At 41.0% G+C, this 17,453-nt stretch carries 14 protein-coding genes; 9 read left to right on the top strand and 5 right to left on the bottom strand.

Annotation, left to right across the window (positions count from 1 at the left end; genetic code table 11):
- Nucleotides 1-267: 267 nt before the first annotated feature.
- Both N5852_RS02985 and recR read left to right on the top strand, forming a co-directional pair.
- Complete coding sequence (locus N5852_RS02985) at nucleotides 268-1,287, top strand: Ldh family oxidoreductase (RefSeq protein WP_262098938.1); 1,020 nt, start codon at nucleotides 268-270, stop codon at nucleotides 1,285-1,287.
- A 681-nt stretch (nucleotides 1,288-1,968) separates the two neighbouring features.
- Nucleotides 1,969-2,574 carry a recombination mediator RecR gene (gene recR / locus N5852_RS02980; protein WP_262098937.1) on the top strand — a complete coding sequence of 202 codons (606 nt, stop codon included), beginning with the start codon at nucleotides 1,969-1,971 and terminating at the stop codon, nucleotides 2,572-2,574.
- A 68-nt stretch (nucleotides 2,575-2,642) separates the two neighbouring features.
- Here recR and N5852_RS02975 read toward each other — a convergent pair whose 3' ends face one another.
- Nucleotides 2,643-3,575: a LysR family transcriptional regulator gene (locus N5852_RS02975; protein ID WP_262098936.1), complete on the bottom strand. Its 933-nt coding sequence runs from the start codon at nucleotides 3,573-3,575 to the stop codon at nucleotides 2,643-2,645.
- 92 nt (nucleotides 3,576-3,667) lie between these two features.
- Here N5852_RS02975 and N5852_RS02970 point away from each other — a divergent pair, with 92 nt between their 5' ends.
- The 7 genes from N5852_RS02970 (at nucleotide 3,668) to N5852_RS02940 (ending at nucleotide 12,262) form a co-directional block, all read left to right on the top strand.
- Nucleotides 3,668-4,735, top strand: a complete 1,068-nt coding sequence (locus N5852_RS02970) for an NADH:flavin oxidoreductase/NADH oxidase (RefSeq protein WP_262098935.1) — start codon at nucleotides 3,668-3,670, stop codon at nucleotides 4,733-4,735.
- A 273-nt stretch (nucleotides 4,736-5,008) separates the two neighbouring features.
- Nucleotides 5,009-6,295 (top strand): RsmB/NOP family class I SAM-dependent RNA methyltransferase, encoded by a 1,287-nt coding sequence (locus N5852_RS02965; protein WP_262098934.1) that lies wholly within the window; start codon nucleotides 5,009-5,011, stop codon nucleotides 6,293-6,295.
- Between the two features lie 14 nt (nucleotides 6,296-6,309).
- On the top strand, nucleotides 6,310-6,927 hold the full coding sequence (locus tag N5852_RS02960; protein WP_262099671.1) for a 5'-methylthioadenosine/S-adenosylhomocysteine nucleosidase: 618 nt from the start codon (nucleotides 6,310-6,312) through the stop codon (nucleotides 6,925-6,927).
- Nucleotides 6,928-6,962: 35 nt separating this feature from the next.
- Nucleotides 6,963-7,976, top strand: a complete 1,014-nt coding sequence (locus N5852_RS02955) for a small ribosomal subunit Rsm22 family protein (protein WP_262098933.1) — start codon at nucleotides 6,963-6,965, stop codon at nucleotides 7,974-7,976.
- Nucleotides 7,977-8,100: 124 nt separating this feature from the next.
- A complete protein-coding gene (locus tag N5852_RS02950; protein WP_262098932.1) occupies nucleotides 8,101-10,629 on the top strand; it encodes an FtsK/SpoIIIE family DNA translocase in 2,529 nt (842 codons plus the stop codon).
- A 284-nt stretch (nucleotides 10,630-10,913) separates the two neighbouring features.
- Nucleotides 10,914-11,480 carry an outer-membrane lipoprotein carrier protein LolA gene (locus N5852_RS02945; RefSeq protein WP_262099670.1) on the top strand — a complete coding sequence of 189 codons (567 nt, stop codon included), beginning with the start codon at nucleotides 10,914-10,916 and terminating at the stop codon, nucleotides 11,478-11,480.
- A gap of 203 nt (nucleotides 11,481-11,683) precedes the next feature.
- Entirely contained in the window at nucleotides 11,684-12,262 is a 579-nt protein-coding gene (locus N5852_RS02940) for a LolA family protein (RefSeq protein WP_262099669.1), read from the top strand.
- Between the two features lie 203 nt (nucleotides 12,263-12,465).
- Here the strand turns inward: N5852_RS02940 and N5852_RS02935 are convergent, their stop codons facing one another.
- From N5852_RS02935 to N5852_RS02920, 4 genes are all read right to left on the bottom strand, one after another.
- Nucleotides 12,466-13,665 (bottom strand): alpha/beta hydrolase, encoded by a 1,200-nt coding sequence (locus tag N5852_RS02935; RefSeq protein WP_262098931.1) that lies wholly within the window; start codon nucleotides 13,663-13,665, stop codon nucleotides 12,466-12,468.
- Nucleotides 13,666-13,831: 166 nt separating this feature from the next.
- Nucleotides 13,832-14,440 (bottom strand): bifunctional nicotinamidase/pyrazinamidase, encoded by a 609-nt coding sequence (pncA, locus tag N5852_RS02930; protein ID WP_262098930.1) that lies wholly within the window; start codon nucleotides 14,438-14,440, stop codon nucleotides 13,832-13,834.
- Between the two features lie 29 nt (nucleotides 14,441-14,469).
- Nucleotides 14,470-14,844, bottom strand: a complete 375-nt coding sequence (locus N5852_RS02925) for a hypothetical protein (RefSeq protein ID WP_262098929.1) — start codon at nucleotides 14,842-14,844, stop codon at nucleotides 14,470-14,472.
- A 334-nt stretch (nucleotides 14,845-15,178) separates the two neighbouring features.
- Nucleotides 15,179-17,059 (bottom strand): AsmA family protein, encoded by a 1,881-nt coding sequence (locus N5852_RS02920; RefSeq protein ID WP_262098928.1) that lies wholly within the window; start codon nucleotides 17,057-17,059, stop codon nucleotides 15,179-15,181.
- Nucleotides 17,060-17,453 lie beyond the last annotated feature (394 nt).

Raw genomic sequence — 17,453 nt, 5'->3', positions numbered from 1 at the left:
ATTTGTGAAGCTAATAAATCGTAACGACTTGTTTCCATTTTCTTGACAATGAAGAAAAATATTTGCGTTTTTAATGTTGATGGCACAAAGCTTATACTATTCAACAATAGCACTTATTTCAACGAATTTTTTGTGCAGGCTAAGGGTCAGCACCTATAAAGATCATGCCTTATTAAACAAAGCAACGAGTAAACCAGCATTTACTTGAAACATTTTAGTGTGTTGGTTAAAAGGTAGATATACTCATGCAAGCTTTAGGACAAAACTATGCCAAACCAAACTGTAACACTATCATTTGAAGATTTGAGTGACTTGGTAAAACGCATTTTGATAAAGGCTAATGTAGGAAAAGATACAGCAAAACTAATTGCTGATAACTGCGTAAGCTGTGAAGCAGATGGAACTCTTAGCCATGGACTCTTTCGTGTTGCGGGGTATTTATCTTCCTTAAAATGCGGATGGGTAAGTGGAAACGCCAACCCTAAAATTGAAGATTGCGGTGCATCTTTTATTCGTGTTGATGCTGATAATGGGTTTGCGCAGGTTTCGCTTGATAAGGCCAAACCACTTGTTTTACAAAAGGTTAAAGAAAGTGGTGTTTGCGTTTTATCCATTGCTTCATCGCATCATTTAAGTGCCCTTTGGCCAGACGTTGAACCTTTTGCGCGCGAGGGGCTTGTTGCATTAAGTTTTGTTGCAGGGCTTGCTGTTGTTGTGCACCCTGGAGGTCGCAAGACTATTTACGGTACCAATCCTTTTGCTTTTGCAACACCCGTTGCCAATAGTGATCCTTTAGTCTTTGATTTTGCAACCAGCGCGCTTTCAAATGGTGACACGCGCATTGCTGCAAGCAAAGGCCACATGCTTGCTGATAATTCCGGCATTGATAGCAATGGCAATAGCACAAATGACCCTAAAGCTATTCTTGATGGCGGAGCTTTATTGCCCTTTGGCGGCCATAAAGGTGCTGCTATTATCTTAATGGTTGAAATATTGGCTGGGGCCCTTACTGGCGGGGCCTTTTCTACAGAGGTCGATTTTAAAGACTATCAAGGAGCAGAAACGCCCAAAACGGGTCAACTTTTTATTATTATCGATCCACAACGAGGTAATGGCCGAGTTTTTAGCAAGCGCGTTAAAGAGCTTCTCGACCTCATTCGCGAAAGCGGTGAAAATGTTCGCCTCCCTGGCGATAAGCGCTATCAACAACGCCAAAAAGCCTTACGTGAAGGAATTACAATCACCAAAAGCCGTTATGATGAACTATTATCCTATCTGCAAGACTAAACAAAATATGAGTGGACTTTAATATTAGGGTCAGGACCTATTAATTTGAACGAAATGGTATGAGTAAATTTTTGTGAGAACCCAAAGATTAAAGGTGAGAAGATCCGCCGAGAAATATGAATATTTTCAAGGGGCTTCGACAAAGTTATCGTGAAAATTTACTTGTATCCTGAAAGGACACAAAAACAGCTGTAATCTACTGCGTCGTAAAGCTCAAATGGGTATACCACCCACTTTTCGCTCTCCTCCTTGTATATTTGTGCTGTTTATTGTGCCATTTCATTTAAATTAATAGGTCCTGACCCTAACGGCTCTAAGACAAGCTTTATCAAATGATTTAAATAATTGCATATTGCTATTGTTGATTACTGTATTGGCATGAAAGAACCTGCCCAAAAAGGCAAAATTTGATGCATGAAGCAGCGACTGCTTCAGCAATTGCTTAATAACACCATCATCTTTATTGTTTAAAAAATCAACCAAGCAACTATAGAACAAACAAACATTGAAATTATCATATATTAAAAGTAAATCCATATCTTTACTTCAACGTCTTAGCTGCTTTTGATGCGGAAGCGATACTTGATAGAAAAAGTTAAAAACGGTGAATTTTATAGCTATATTCTTGATATGTCCTGGTCCATCCTATATTTGAGTTACAGCTGATGGAGAATAAAATTTATGTCGAAAACAATCGCTGGCCCTGAAATTGAGCGCCTTATCCAATTATTGGCGCGAGTTCCCGGACTTGGGCCACGCTCTGCACGACGCGCTGCCTTGCAATTGGTGAAAAAAAAGGAGGCCTTATTGGTGCCCCTTGCTAAAGCAATGCAAGATGCGGCCGATAATGTTAAGGTGTGTTCCGTTTGCGGCAATATTGATACGAAAGACCCCTGCTCTATTTGCTGTGATCCAAAGCGCGATGATGGTATTTTAATCGTTGTTGAAGATGTTTCCGACCTATGGGCGCTCGAACGCGCCGGTTTAATGGCGGTCAAATACCATGTCCTTGGTGGTAGATTATCACCCCTTGATGGCGTTGGGCCTGACCAACTCAATATCAAATCCTTAGTAAGCCGCATTGCACAAGGCAATGTAAAAGAAGTTATATTGGCAGTAAACGCCACCGTAGAAGGGCAAACAACAGCCCATTATATCACGGATCTTATAGAAGAATTTAATATTAAAGTAACACGTCTTGCGCATGGCGTACCGGTGGGCGGCGAGCTAGATTATCTAGACGATGGCACGCTTGCTGCGGCTCTTAAAGCCCGTACAAGTCTTTAACGTTGCCTTTAATTTTCTCTTACAAAGTGATGGCTTTGTTATAATAAGCGTCTGTATCGCTTGATATGCTATTCATCTACGATATGCGCGTCATGATTAAATTGCTCGATAAAGGATTGCAGCATAAGTTTACGTAGCCATTTTTGGATCTGATCATGGTGGTTACGTTCATGCCATGCCATAATTTTTGTATAACCACCAACCTCAACTGGAGGCGGCAGCAATGCCAAATTGCTAAAAGTTTTCGCTAACCGTTCGGGTGCAACAGTTATAAAATCACTTTTTTGCAAAATACTAGGTAACATTAAAAAGCTGGTCACCGATAAAGCCACTCGGCGTTTACGACCAATTTTTGCCAATGCTTCATCGGTAACACCATAAAATTGCCCACCATCATTCGACACCAAAATATGCTCAAGCGAACAAAACTCATCAAGCGTCAAATTTTGTTTTTGCGCCATAGGGTGATCTTTACGCATCAAACAAACATAACGCTCATGATAAATAATACGACTGCGTAATAATGGTGGTGAATTTATTGGGTCAGTTAAAATAAGATCTAGTTCACCGCGTGCCAACATCGATTGCACATCAACATGGTGGTAAGAAATAAAAGAAAGATTTACCCGAGGTGCAATTTTTTTTAATGCAAGAATAAAGGGAAGTCCAATAACCTGCATATCGTTATCATTGGCGGCAATTTTAAAAGTTACATCTAAAAATGCTGGATCAAAAACCACCGGTTGAACAAGCTTATCAATGTCAGACAAAATTTGCTTTACAGGCGCTGCCAAGCTTAAAGCGCGGTTGGTCGGCACGATGCCGTGTGAGCTTCTTACAAATAATGGATCATTAAATTTGTCACGCAACCGGTTTAACATGCTGCTCACCGCAGGTTGCGTCAGCGATAATTTATTGGCAGCTTTTGTAACATTACATTCTTCTAAAAGTGCATTTAAAGCTTTTAATAAATTAAGATCAAGCGTCTTGATATTATCCATATTTATACCAATTATACAAATCATTTATTTTACTGATAACAGCAGCTAAGATAGGCTTCAAGCAGATTTATTGATAGTTAGGACTAATTCAAATGGCAAAATTGCGTTATCTCAACACAGCATATAATATTAAAAACCTTGAATTGAAAAACCGCGTCGTTATGCCGCCCATGTGTCAATACCACGCGCAAGATGGAATACCTAATGATTGGCATCATATTCATTATGCATCGCGCGCTGTTGGCGGCGTTGGGCTTATCATTGTTGAAATGACCAATGTGGCAGCCAATGGCCGTATTTCACCCAACTGCTTAGGCTTGTGGAATGATGAACAAAGAGATGCATTTAAACCCATTGTTGATGCTGCCCATAAACAAGGCGCAAAAATAGCCATCCAAATTGCCCATGCAGGACGCAAAGCGCTTGGCACAGCTAATGTCGTTTCATCATCAGCCATGATATATGATGGAAGTGCTGACGCAGGGGATGGCAAATGGGCTTATCAAATGCCCCACGCATTAAGCCTTGATGAAATTGATGAGTTGGTAGTAGCTTTTCGCAATTCTGTTAAACGCGCTGTTGAAGCTGGCTTTGATGCCATTGAATTGCATGGCGCCCATGGCTATCTCATTCATCAATTTTATTCGCCTAAAATGAATCTTCGCAATGATGAATATGGCAAAGACAAAATGCTATTTGGTGAGCGCGTTATTAAAGCTGCAAAAGAGGTCATGCCGGCTGAAATGCCTCTTTTTGTACGAATATCAGCACAAGAATATGGTGAAAATGGTTTTGATGTTGATTATGGATGCCAAGTCGCCAAACGATTTGTTGCAGCTGGGGCAGATGTTATTCACGTCAGTGGCGGCGGAGACGGCAAATTAGACCCTAACCATACACCAACTTTTCATGCTGGTTATCAGGTATATCTTGCAGACGCAGTTAAAAAAGCAACGGGCGTGCCGGTTATTGCAGTTGGCATGTTAGATGATCCGCAGGTTGCTGATTTTGTATTAGGTAGCAATGCAGCTGATCTTATTGCGGTCGGCAGAGGCTTATTACGCGATCCCTATTGGCTATTAAACGCCCAATATAATCAAAAAGGTGCAGATTTTAGCCCTATAGATTTTGTGCCAAAATCCTATAATCGCGCTTTTTAGTATAGTTTTTGAAAGCTAGGCCTCCATGAATGCACAAATGCATGACTGTGTTGTAACAAAAGGCATTTATGGAGGCATAATTTACTAAAGCCTTTACACAGCAGAAAGGATACCCATAACCAATTTCTCAGCCCTTGCCCTTATTCCATTTTTTCATTATAGCAAGCATGAATAAAAATTATAAACTGCAATACTTTATAAATGCGTGGTTTGTAAGTCGTAAAGCAGTGATGCGAGTAACATCACATCATTGATAAAAATAGGAATAAAAAAATGCGATTGGGCGGCCGTCTTCAAGCAGCGATTGAAGTTTTAAAAGATATTGAGACGCGCAAACGTCCCGCAGCTGACGCATTGAAAGATTGGGGACTTTCCCATCGCTTTGCTGGATCTGGCGACAGAGCCGCAATTGGTAATATCGTTTATGATGCTTTACGTCGCCGTCTATCCATTGCTTATCGCATGGGCGATAATAGTGTTGAAAAACTAGCCTTTGGCGCTTTAATGAGCGAAGGCGGCATGAATTTCGCAACCCTTGATGAAGCGTTACATGATGACCGTTTTGCGCCTGAACAATTGAATGATAGCACACGAAGCCATTGGCAAAATGCTAATATCGCTGATGCAGCCGATTATGTACAAGCAGATATTCCACAATGGTCTATAACTTATTTCCAAGACCTATTTGGTGCTAATTGGATTAAAGAAGCCGCCGCCCTTGGCGAGCGCCCGCCACTTGATTTGCGCGTTAACAGTTTAAAGTCTAATCGCGAACGCGTGTTGAAAGAATTGGCCGATACCCAAGCTAAATCCATAGATTGGTATAATGAAGCAATTCGCATCGCCCCCATTGAAGGGCTAGGTCGCCACCCAAATGTGCAAGCTGAACCAGCGTTCCAAAAAGGTTGGTTTGAAGTGCAAGACCTTGGCTCGCAAATTGCAGCTCACTTGGTTGATGCTGACGGCCATGAACAAATTCTTGATTATTGCGCTGGCGCCGGTGGTAAAACCATGGCCCTTGCCGCCCAAATGGATAATCGTGGTCAAATTCACGCTTATGACGCAGAAAAAAGTCGTCTTGCCCCAATTTTTGACCGCTTGCGCCGTGCTGGTGTGCGCAATAGCCAAGCCCATGCTAATATTAAAGAATTAACCCCATTAAAAGGCCAAATGGATTGCGTATTGGTTGATGCTCCATGCACTGGTACAGGCACATGGCGCCGCCGACCAGATGCAAAATGGCGCCTTACTGAAACGCAGCTAGAACGCCGCGTCGAAGAGCAACGCCAAGTGCTTGATAATGCCCTTGAGTTTGTCAAAGATAATGGTCGCCTTGTTTATATCACTTGTTCACTGTTTGCGCCTGAAAATGATGAGCAAATAACCAGTCTTTTGGCACGTGAACCCCATTTGCAAAAAATGGATATGCAAGGTCTATGGCAAAAGCGCATGTCCACCAAAAGCCCATCGCCCCATTTTTCAAAACATGGTATTGTTTTGTCACCTAAAAGCACGCAGACAGATGGGTTTTATATAAGCGTGCTTGAAAAGAAAGCATAATGGCAATAAAGGCAATCTTAACTGAAAAAGCGGGTAAAAAATTTCTGTTTCTCATGGCAGCTCAAGCTGAATATGGGGAAAAACTAAAACAGATTTTTACTCCACTTTTTATTGGTGTTGGGCCGGTTGAAGCCGCCGTAAATACAGCCATTGCATTATCTAACTTAAGTGCACAAAATTGCTTACCTGATTATGTCATTTCTCTTGGTTCTGCTGGCGCACAACATTTGCAGCAAACGGGCATTTATCAAGTCGCATCAGTGTCTTGGCGCGATATTGATGCAAGCGCATTTGGGGTTGAAAAAGGTTTAACGCCATTTTTAGACCTACCAAAAGAAATAGAATTGCCATGCTTCTTAAACAACCTGCCAAAAGCCAGACTATCAACCGGCGGCAATGTTGTTTCAGGCACTGCCTATAATGAAATTGATGCAGATATGGTTGATATGGAAACCTATGCAGTATTGCGAGCATGCCAACAATTTAATCTGCCGCTTATTGGTTTGCGCGGTATTTCTGATGGCAAACATGAAATCAACCATATTGACGATTGGCAGCTATATCTTCATATAATTGATGAAAAACTGGCTAATTGTGTCAATGAATTATTGAATGTGCTTTCAGAAGCTTAAGCTATTTCATTTTAAAAAATTGAGTTTAAACCCAAATGGAACTACCTGCAGATCTGCGACAAGCTGGTGAAGAGCTTTTAGCCAATGTTTCAATTAACGAGTTGAGCAATGCCTCAAAGCGATTGAGCCAGCGTTATCGTTCTGAAACACGTGATGGCCGCATGCATCTTGATAGTTCCATGGCGGCAAAAGCCTATATTGCTGCACGGCTACCGGCAACCTTTGCCGCCGCCTATAAGGCGCTTGATGAAGCTTATGCTGTGCTTGGAGATTTTGCCCCTAAAACTTTGCTTGACGCCGGCTCTGGACCCGGAACAGTATTTTTCGCAGCGCGCGAAGTTTTTGAAACCCTTGAAACTATAAGCCTTTTTGAGCAAAGTGGTGACATCCAAAAAATTGGCGAGCAATTATGCCAAAAAACGAGCAATGCCAATCAAACGGTTACATGGTGCCATGAAGATTTAAGCAAGCAAGCAGCTCTTGACGCTTTGCCAATTGCTGACCTTGTCACTTTGGGTTTTGTTCTTGATGAATTGCATGATGACCAACAAGATAGGTTGATTGGCAGTCTTTGGCAAAAATGTGCAGGTGCATTGGTGATTATTGAACCGGGTACGCCTGCTGGTTGGAAACGCATTTTACGCCAGCGGCAAAACCTTGAAAAGCTTGGTGCCTTTATCGCTGCACCTTGCGCGCATTCAGCCCCCTGCCCTTTAACGCTGTTAAATGAAAAAATTGACAGCAAAACTCAAGAGGATTGGTGTCATTTTTCGGTGCGCCTCGCACGCTCAAAACTTCATCGCCTTACCAAGCAAGCAGAAGTCCCTTATGAGGATGAAAAGTTTTGTTATCTTGTTGCGTCGCATTTTGCGCCACAACCGATTGAAGCGCGTATTTTAAGCCATCCACAAAAAAGCAGTGGCCGCTTTGCTTTTAAGCTTTGCACTGATAAAGGCAATGCTGAAATACGCCAAATTACGCGCCGTGACGGTGATTTATTTAAACAAGCTCGTCGCCTTGAATGGGGCGATGCCTTAAAAAATAATTGATTATATCTCATAAATTAGGAAACGGATTAATTGTTGCCCCTAGATTAATCCGCCCTTAACTCTCACTTGTTATAATTTGCAAAATTAAAACCGTTTTAGGTTGGATCGTATTTAGGATTTGCAAATGAAACAGGGCCACTCCACTTATAATTTACCAGAAGAAAGCGACTATCAAGCACCGCGTTTTAGCCATGTGCTGTATCGCCAACTTGGTACATTTTTAGGGCTTGGCTTGCTCATTCTCGTCGTGCTTGCAGCTATTGCCCTTGCCACATGGAATTTTGCCGATCCCTCATTAAGTTTTGCCAATAATAATCCTGTGACCAATCAACTAGGTTTTTGGGGCGCGGCTTATGCAGATATTGCCTTACAGTTTTTTGGGCTTGCAGCGCCAGTTAATTTATTACCGCCATTTTTCTGGGCAATTTTATTGCTGATGCAGCGCGACATTCCAAAACCAATAACGCGCATTGTCCTGTGGGGTTTTTCGGGCATTTTCTTTGCAACCGCTATTGCAACTATCCCCCCGATTGCTGGCTGGCCAATGCCAATGGGGCTTGGCGGTGTTGTTGGTGACAAGTTTTTAGGCTTTTTTGACCAATTACTGTCCTTCATACCAAAAGCCATACGCGATATTGTCATTGCCGTTGTCTTTGCCCCGCTTGCCTTGATAACTGTAGCCTATGCTGGTGCAATGATTGGGCGCAATAAAGCTAAAAAGCGTCAAAAATTGGTGGAGACCAAAAGATCCAATCGCGCTGAAGACTATGAAGATGCGCCGCGTGCCGGCATTTTTGTGACAATGTTTGGCTTGACCATGCATTTATTCATGCGCGTACAAGCATTTTTCTCACGCATCAAAGCAAAACGGGCAGAAAAAATCGCTGAGCAAGAACAGATTAAGCCATCAAACAAGCAAGCGGAGGCACGGCCCGCAAGACAAACGACAACATCAAGCGAACGCGTTGAGCCAAATTTTAACCAAGATATTGATGACATTGACGAGAGCAACGAAAATAATACGCCCACAAACACCAGTGCGAGCTTAGCGGCAGAAGCGCCAACACGCAGCCCACGGGCAGCGAGCCGCACACAAAATACAAAGAGCCAAAGCATTATTGCCAAAAAAATTAACAATAATGGCTTTGAATTGCCCCATTTGGAATTTTTAGCAGAACCTAAAGAAACCTTCAAAGACACTTCTTTGTCAAAAGAGCAATTGGCACAAAATGCCGAGCGTCTTGGCGGTGTTTTAGAAGATTTCGGCATTAAGGGCACCATTATTGATGTAAGGCCAGGGCCTGTGGTAACGCTTTACGAGGTTGAGCCAGCTCCTGGGGTAAAATCGTCACGGATTATTAGTCTTGCCGATGATATTGCCCGCTCCATGAGTGCTGTATCAGCCCGTATTGCTGTCGTTGCAGGACGCAATGCCATTGGCATTGAATTGCCCAATAAGCACCGTGAAACAGTTTATTTACGCGAAATTTTTGAAACCCGTGATTATCGCGATAGCAAAGCAAAGCTTGGTCTTGCCTTGGGTAAAACTATTAATGGCAATGCGGTCATTGCCGATCTTGCTAAAATGCCTCATGTGCTGGTTGCAGGTACAACTGGCTCGGGTAAATCTGTCGCCATTAATACTATGATAATGTCGCTGCTGTTTAAGCATACGCCTCAAGAATGCCGCCTAATCATGGTTGACCCAAAAATGTTGGAATTGTCAGTCTATGACGGTATTCCGCATTTGCTAACGCCTGTTGTAACCGACCCTAAAAAAGCGGTTGTCGCGTTAAAATGGGCTGTTCGCGAAATGGAAGAGCGTTATCGCAACATGTCAAAACTTGGCGTGCGCAATATTGATGGCTTTAATGAGCGTTTGCAAAAAGCCCAAGAAAATGGCGAAAGCCTATCACGCACCGTGCAAACTGGCTTTGACAATGAAACAGGCAAGCCAATTTTTGAAACCGAGCATTTCGACATGAAAATCATGCCTTATATTGTGGTGATTATTGATGAAATGGCTGATTTAATGATGGTTGCCGGTAAAGAAATTGAAGGTGCAGTACAACGTTTGGCGCAAATGGCACGTGCTGCTGGTATCCATGTGATTATGGCAACCCAGCGCCCTTCAGTTGATGTGATTACCGGTACGATCAAAGCCAATTTTCCAACTCGTATCTCCTTTTCTGTTACCTCTAAAATTGATAGCCGCACCATTCTAGGCGAGCAAGGTGCCGAGCAATTATTAGGACAAGGCGATATGCTATTCATGATGGGTGGCGGACGCACGCAACGCGTTCATGGGCCATTTATTGGCGATCATGAAGTGGAAACCATTGTTAATCACCTTAAAACCCAAGGCACGCCAGAATATCTTGATGCGGTAATGGAAGACCAAGGCGATGACGAAAGCGATAGCGCCAGCAATAATAGTGGCATGGCGAGCAGTGATGATCCTTATGATCAAGCGGTAGCTATTGTTCTTCGTGATAAAAAAGCCTCAACATCTTATATCCAACGCCGCCTTGGTATTGGTTATAATCGCGCTGCCTCGATCATTGAACGCATGGAAGAAGAAGGCATTATCAGCCCAGCCAACCATGCCGGCAAGCGCGAAATATTGATAGAAGATGGCAATGATAGCTACTAAATTTGTAATAGCTCCTAAATTTAATTATCATAAACACCAAGAAGACCGCGATCATGCGGTCTTTTATAAAAATAGAATGAAAGCCGCGAAGTCACCAGATTTGCGCCATGAAACAGCCATAGCCAGTAGTTAAACTTTTGATTAATTGGCAATATGAGATACTCGCCTTAAAAATATGAGGTAATTCTATGCATGGCTTCCAATTCATAAAAACAAGTTTAATTGCCGTCTTATTAAGCAGCTTTGCCACATCGCCATTATTGGCGCAAAATAATGCTACAAGCATGAGCCAAGCAGGTAATAGACAAGAAGCTAGCAACCAAGCTGCAGCACAAAAAATTGCCGATCATTTTGCTGCGATAAATACCATGACTGGCGACTTTATTCAATTTAGCCCGAAAGGGAAAATGACAGAAGGGACATTCTACCTAGAACGCCCCGGCAAAATTCGTTTTGTTTATAAAAATTCACCAATCCGTATCATTTCTGATGGTAAGTCGGTTGTTATCAATAATAAAAAATTAGATAGTTGGGATTTATATCAGCTTAGCCAAACACCGATGAAACTTTTACTCGATACCCAAATAGATTTAAGCGGCGGTAAATTATTAAATTTTGTAAGCGATAAAAATGCAGCCACCATGGAACTTACAGATAAGACCATGTCGGGTGGCAAGCTACGTTTAATATTTGATGTGAAAACCAATGAGCTTAAACAATGGACAATGATTGACCGCCAAAATCTTGAAACTACGGTGCAAATTACCAATTTACGTAGTAATGTACGTTTTGCTGATGGAATGTTTAGAATTAATTATCAAAATATTGCTATGAAAAAACCAGAAAAATAAATGTAAGCCTAGTTGATAACGGGTTTTGCGATTTTTATGACATTGACCATTTGCAAATAGCCAAAGCATGTCATTGCTCGAAATCGACAACACTAAAAAAGGCTTTAGCAAAATTTTAGAGGATGAAGATGAAATTACTAAAAAAATTACGCCTTGCTTTTATTGCTTTGCCATTAGCTCTTAGTGTTGTTTCAACTGCGCCAATGTTCGCACAAGCACAAAATCGGTCCCAAAACCAGCCCCAAAATCAGCAAGTAACGGCCCAAGAAATTGCCAACCACTTTTCATCAATAAAAACCATGACTGGTGATTTTATTCAAATTGGCCCAAAAGGTGAAATGACCGAGGGCACATTTTATATGGAGCGTCCAGGGCAAATCCGCTTTACCTATAAAAACTCAGATATACGCGTGATTGCTGATGGCAAATCGGTGGTTATTCATAATAAAAAGCTAGATACATGGGATCTTTATCAGCTTAGTCAAACACCAATGAAATTATTGCTTGATAATCAAATTGATTTAAGCGGCGGCAAATTATTAGCCTTTTCTGCCGATAAGAATGTTGCAGTGATGGAAATTGCCGATAAAACTATGGGTGGCGGGAAACTAAAGCTCATATTTGACCCCAAGACCTATGAGTTAAGACAATGGACCATGATTGATCGGCAAAACCAAGAAACAACAGTGCAAATCACCGAATTAAAAACCGGCGTTCGCTTTGCTGATGGCATGTTTAAAATTGATTATCAGCGCATTGCCATGAAGCGCAATAGAAACTAATAAAAGTTTAAACATCCTATAACACAAAAGCCTTTGCATTTGATTTGCAAAGGCTTTTTTTAACTCATTATGCTACCTTTTTTGATTAGAGCGTTTTCAAAAAAGTGTGAAGCGGTTTTTGGACAAGAAACTCAGTGCATACAATGGATTAGAGCGCCGATCTGATCCAATCAGATCGAAATGCGCTCTAGTTAAATAGCATATTAATTTGCTACGTTTAAAATACGTGCTGGCGTGTAAAGTATCAATGAAGCGGCTCCTTGTACAAAAGACCGCGCGCCTTTTATTACCGAATTACCGTCCGCAAGAAATGCTGCATTATCATCATTGTCTTCATCACCTTTAAGGACGGAATGAGAAAGCGCACCATCTTGCACCAGTGCCATCAGTGTTGGTGATGACGCAAACACCGCATGTGAGCCACCATCAACATTTGACATGTCAAAAACTGCAATTCCTGCTTTATTCAGCATTGCAATATCCGACCCATCACCAACGCGAGCGTGGCCACCGGTGATTGTCCCTGAAACTGTAAGTGCTTTATCATTGCTGGAGACCTGAACAGCGGTTGATTTTGGCAATCCATTAATGTCTTTTAGCTGCATTTGAAAAACATCAACATCAATATCTGGAGCGGCGAGCAATAGATTTGAAATACGGTTGATTGGTCCACGTTGATTTTTAAGCGCAAGAGTACGCAAAGCTTCCATAGTCACATAATTACCCATCGAGTGCGCAACAACACTAACCTGCTTAGCATTTGTTTCTGATACTAATTGCAATAATTCAACAAGACCATCACGAGCATAATCGGCGCTGTCTCGATCAAAGACGTAAAGCCCTAAGGCACCACCTGATGGCCAAGCATAGTGAACAGTTACCGCATTTAATTGATAATCATAGGCAATTTGCGCGGCTCTAAATGTACTTTCAGCAAAGTTATTATTGTAACCATGAATAAAAACTAGAATTTCTTTATTTTTTTGTGGCAAATTTGCTAAAGCACTATTTAAAGCCTGTTTGAAATCTTGCCTATCTTTATAGGTTTGCATAGCAACAGCAGCAAAATGCTCACCAGAGTTTGGCTTATTACCATTAGCTTCCACTGCACCTTTTTGGTGTGCTGCAGGAATTCCAACATCAACACGTGCGAAATTTAAATGCGGTGAACGTTTCGAACCAAAAGGCAAATATAAATTATTTTCTTTACCCCGACTTGTAGCAACATAGACCGGCTGAACAGCAATTGGTTTTTTAGGCTGGATAAGTGCAGCTTTTGATGCCGCAATTGATGAAGCTGTTGCCATTTTATCATGCCAAAGAATAGCACGTTCATCGGTGCAAGCGCTTAAAAAAGCACCAAATACCAGCAATATTAAAAAACGGCTAACAAAAAACTTCATGATTGGTAAATCCATCTATTGAATAAATCAAACGCCAAAGACACAAAAATTTAGACTCTTCTAAGGCAAATGGCCTTAAAATTTTAATATATGTGAAAAGTTGCAATATTAAGAAGTTTTTTAAAATTCAAAAGACTGTTTATATATTTATCGCAATATCAACATCCTATATGGTCAATAATAGTTCAACACCATTGTTTTGCATTGCTTTAATTGCATGATCAAGCGAACCATTTAAATCAATAGCACGACAAGCGGTTAAAATTACACTTACCTCAAAACCAGAACGCACACCATCAATTGCTGAATATGCAACACAAAAATCGGTGGCTAAACCGCATAGCATCAGTTTTTTTATTTGGCGCTCGGCTAAGTAACCTGCAAGTCCAGTTGGGGTTTTATGATCATTTTCAAAAAATGCCGAATAGCTATCAATCGCAGCATTGTAGCCTTTGCGTAATAAAAGCTCGCTTTTTTGCCAGTGAAGATCGGGATGAAAATCTGCGCCATAGCTGCCTTGAATGCAATGATCCGGCCAAAGCACCTGCTTACCATACGGCATTTCAACAAGTTGGTAAGGCTCAAACCCTTTATGTTGAGAAGCAAAACTTGAGTGATTTTCAGGATGCCAATCCTGCGTAACAACAATATGATCATGGCAAGCGATAAGTTCATTAACTGGCGCAATAATATCATCGCCTTGGGCAACAGCTAATGCACCACCAGGGCAAAAATCATTTTGTACATCAATAACAATTAGCGCTTTTTCACTCATAAAATTGCCTCATCGCCCATTCCCAAACATTATCCTGCATTCCAATAATAATTGATGCCATCAACAAAATTTTCTAATGTCGGCTGTTCTATTTCTGAAAGAACCATCGACATTGCGTTAATAAAAGCCTCACCGTGACAGACAAAATAAAGATTATTTTGAGTTATAAATTCAGGGTATACATCTTGATTACTATCATCATCGTCATCACCATAATCATCGATATAATAGAGTTGATCAAGTTCAAGATCATCAGCATCAACTTTGCAATATAAACAAAAACCATTATAGTCGTAATAATTATCTTGGTCCACGCGTAAGGGCTCAGCAAAAGCTTCTATGATTGTAGAAAGTTTATATTCCTGCTGTTTTTTAAACGGAATTTTTGGATTTTCTTGTTGCATAGCACCCCACAATAATAAATTGAAATCAATCATTATCATAAAATATCGCATTGTCGCAAATTTTAAATAAGACGCATTTTTGCTTAAAATATTTAATTTTAGGCATTATTAAATTATCAAGTCCAACTATATCCCAAAAATATGATCGTGTAATTGATTTTAGTCTTATGTAGCCGCCGTTTTAACTTTAAACTTTTTGATAAGATTAAAGCTATTTCATAACCACTTATTGTTGGTTTGGCCAATGCGAATGAAATGCTCGTCTATGGGGTTTTAATGACTGCTGCACATTTTAAATAGGCTTTTTATAAAAATGTGACGCAACAATTTTCTTTTATTGATCATCGATATTAAGTTTTTTAGCTTGTAGTAAGTTCCATGGACCGCTAACTTCAAACCTTTGCAAGGGCTTTAAGCTTAACTGCAGGCATTCAACATCAATACACTGCCCATCAACACGCCTTGGTCGATCAATAATGCCCGTAAAATCAACATTGCCATTTTCTAGCGAAGCATAACCAGAAAAATCCACCAGATGATTGTCGAAAGCCAAACCAACAAGGTCGGCTTTGATTTCACCATTTTCGATGCTGCCCTTGGCAGCAAAACGGACAAAGCTTAACAACTCATCATTGCTGCCAAAAAATGGAAAAGCGTTTTCACTATTAATACCATTGATAAAGCGTGCAAAATCAAGCCCAATAATTGAACCATTATTGCAATTCATATCAAATGCACCTTTGGCATTTAAAAGTGCCTTGGACCAATGGGTAAAATCAGAAGTTGCATTCATCGTTAAATTGATTGGACATTTCAACTTTGCGTCTAAGCCAAGCGCACCTTCTAACTGCTCCAAATTAACATTAGTAGTTGAGAGGCGTGTTTCCAATTGGGTAACATTGTCAAGCAGACCGATGATGATATTACTTTGTAGCGTACCGTCAAAGACATTAACATTGCCAATGTCAAAGCTTAATCGACCATTGCGCAATTGGGTTGATGCTGCAAAATTGGTTAACGCAATAGCCCCAATTTGTCCCTGCGGTGCAGAAACGCGTAAATCAAGTGAAAAACGATTAAGAAATGACAGATCCGGAATAACGTCACCAGCAGAGATAAAGGCAGGCAAAATTTGAGTAAAGTCAAGTGATTGAAATGCCAATGATCCAGAGGTTGATGGCAAATCACCAATAAATACCGTTTCCAAAGCGCCGCGTGCCTTATCATTGCCAAGGGTCAGATTTATATCATTCAATTCCAGTTTTTCAGGCGTTGCAATAAGACTAGATTCCCAAACAACAGGTGATTGGATCGCGGCACCAAAGCTTTTTGCTTGTCCAAGCCAGTCCATCGTAACATTTAAGGCAGGTAATCGAGCGGCAACTTTACCGCTTAAAGCAAAACGCTGCGCAAACTGGGCATCCCCCGTATAAGTCACTCCACCGCGATTAGAATTAACCGATACCCTGACTGCGCTTTTACCCCCTGCCATTAACATTAATGCTTGATCCGCACGCAAATTTACTTCGGTATAGGCGCTGTTCCAACGACCATTGGCCTTGATTGATGCCGCATAGGTGGAGGTTGGCCATGTAACGGTTGCATTAATTTCTTTGATTTCTCCACGTGCTTCTGCGCTTGGTTTTTTGTCGGCACTGTTATGATCAATGGGATAGGATAATGTACCATCTTCAATATAAATCCGGCCAAATGGCTGGTTAAGCAAACTAGATAAATCCGCATTATTGGGACTTTGTGCAACAATTTCGCGCGCTTGGCGAATAGCATTCCCAAGGCTACCATCGGAGCGAGCCAATGAAGCAAAAAAGCCAGCAACAGTTTTAACCGGTTCGTCAACCGCAAAATGTGGGCGGATGATGCGAGTTTCAGAAAAACTGACCTTACCTTGCAAAGCATCTAATAATGACAAATCAACTTCTATACATTCCGCCTCCATAAGCGGCCGACTATCATCACTGGCATCACTTAAGCTAACGCCTTGAAGGGCGGCTTGCAATTTGGGGAAAAATGAAATTTTTGGTGGCTCACGCAATTGAACATTATAGCCAGTCCAAGTACTTAAGTCTTGTGCTAGACGTATGCGTATTGCATCCGTTGAAATAAGATAAGGGATTGCAATAATTGCACCAATAATAAGCACCACCAAAATAGCCACTGTAAAAAACAGATATTTGAATATCCGGCGAATGCTCATATAAAATGGTCCTGTCACAGCATAAAGCGGCATTCGCTTAATAGTACGAATCCGCTGTATATTTCGTTATAATTTTATTAATCACAATAAAACACACAATAAAACATTTGTAATTAAATAAGAATGAAAATCCTTCAAAACTATTGTTAAAATATTGCTTTTTGACTATTTTTTGCAAAATGACGAAACTTAAAACACCCCCAGATCATGATAAGTTTTTTTAAAAAAATTATCGATTATCTCTTGCTGTCATTTCAAATCATTCCCATATCAGTTTAGGAAAACAGGCTTGCCATAATGGGAGCTTTCAATTTCCACCAACCGTAATGCTGCATTGTTAAACCAGAGCATATTTAAAATCTTCTTAAATATGTTTTCAGGTTGCGGGAAAGGG

The sequence above is a fragment of the Bartonella sp. HY328 genome (genome assembly GCF_025449335.1).
Taxonomy (GTDB): domain Bacteria; phylum Pseudomonadota; class Alphaproteobacteria; order Rhizobiales; family Rhizobiaceae; genus HY038.
The sequence above is the reverse complement of the archived record's forward strand: the minus strand, read 5'-3'. Positions and strand labels throughout refer to the sequence as shown.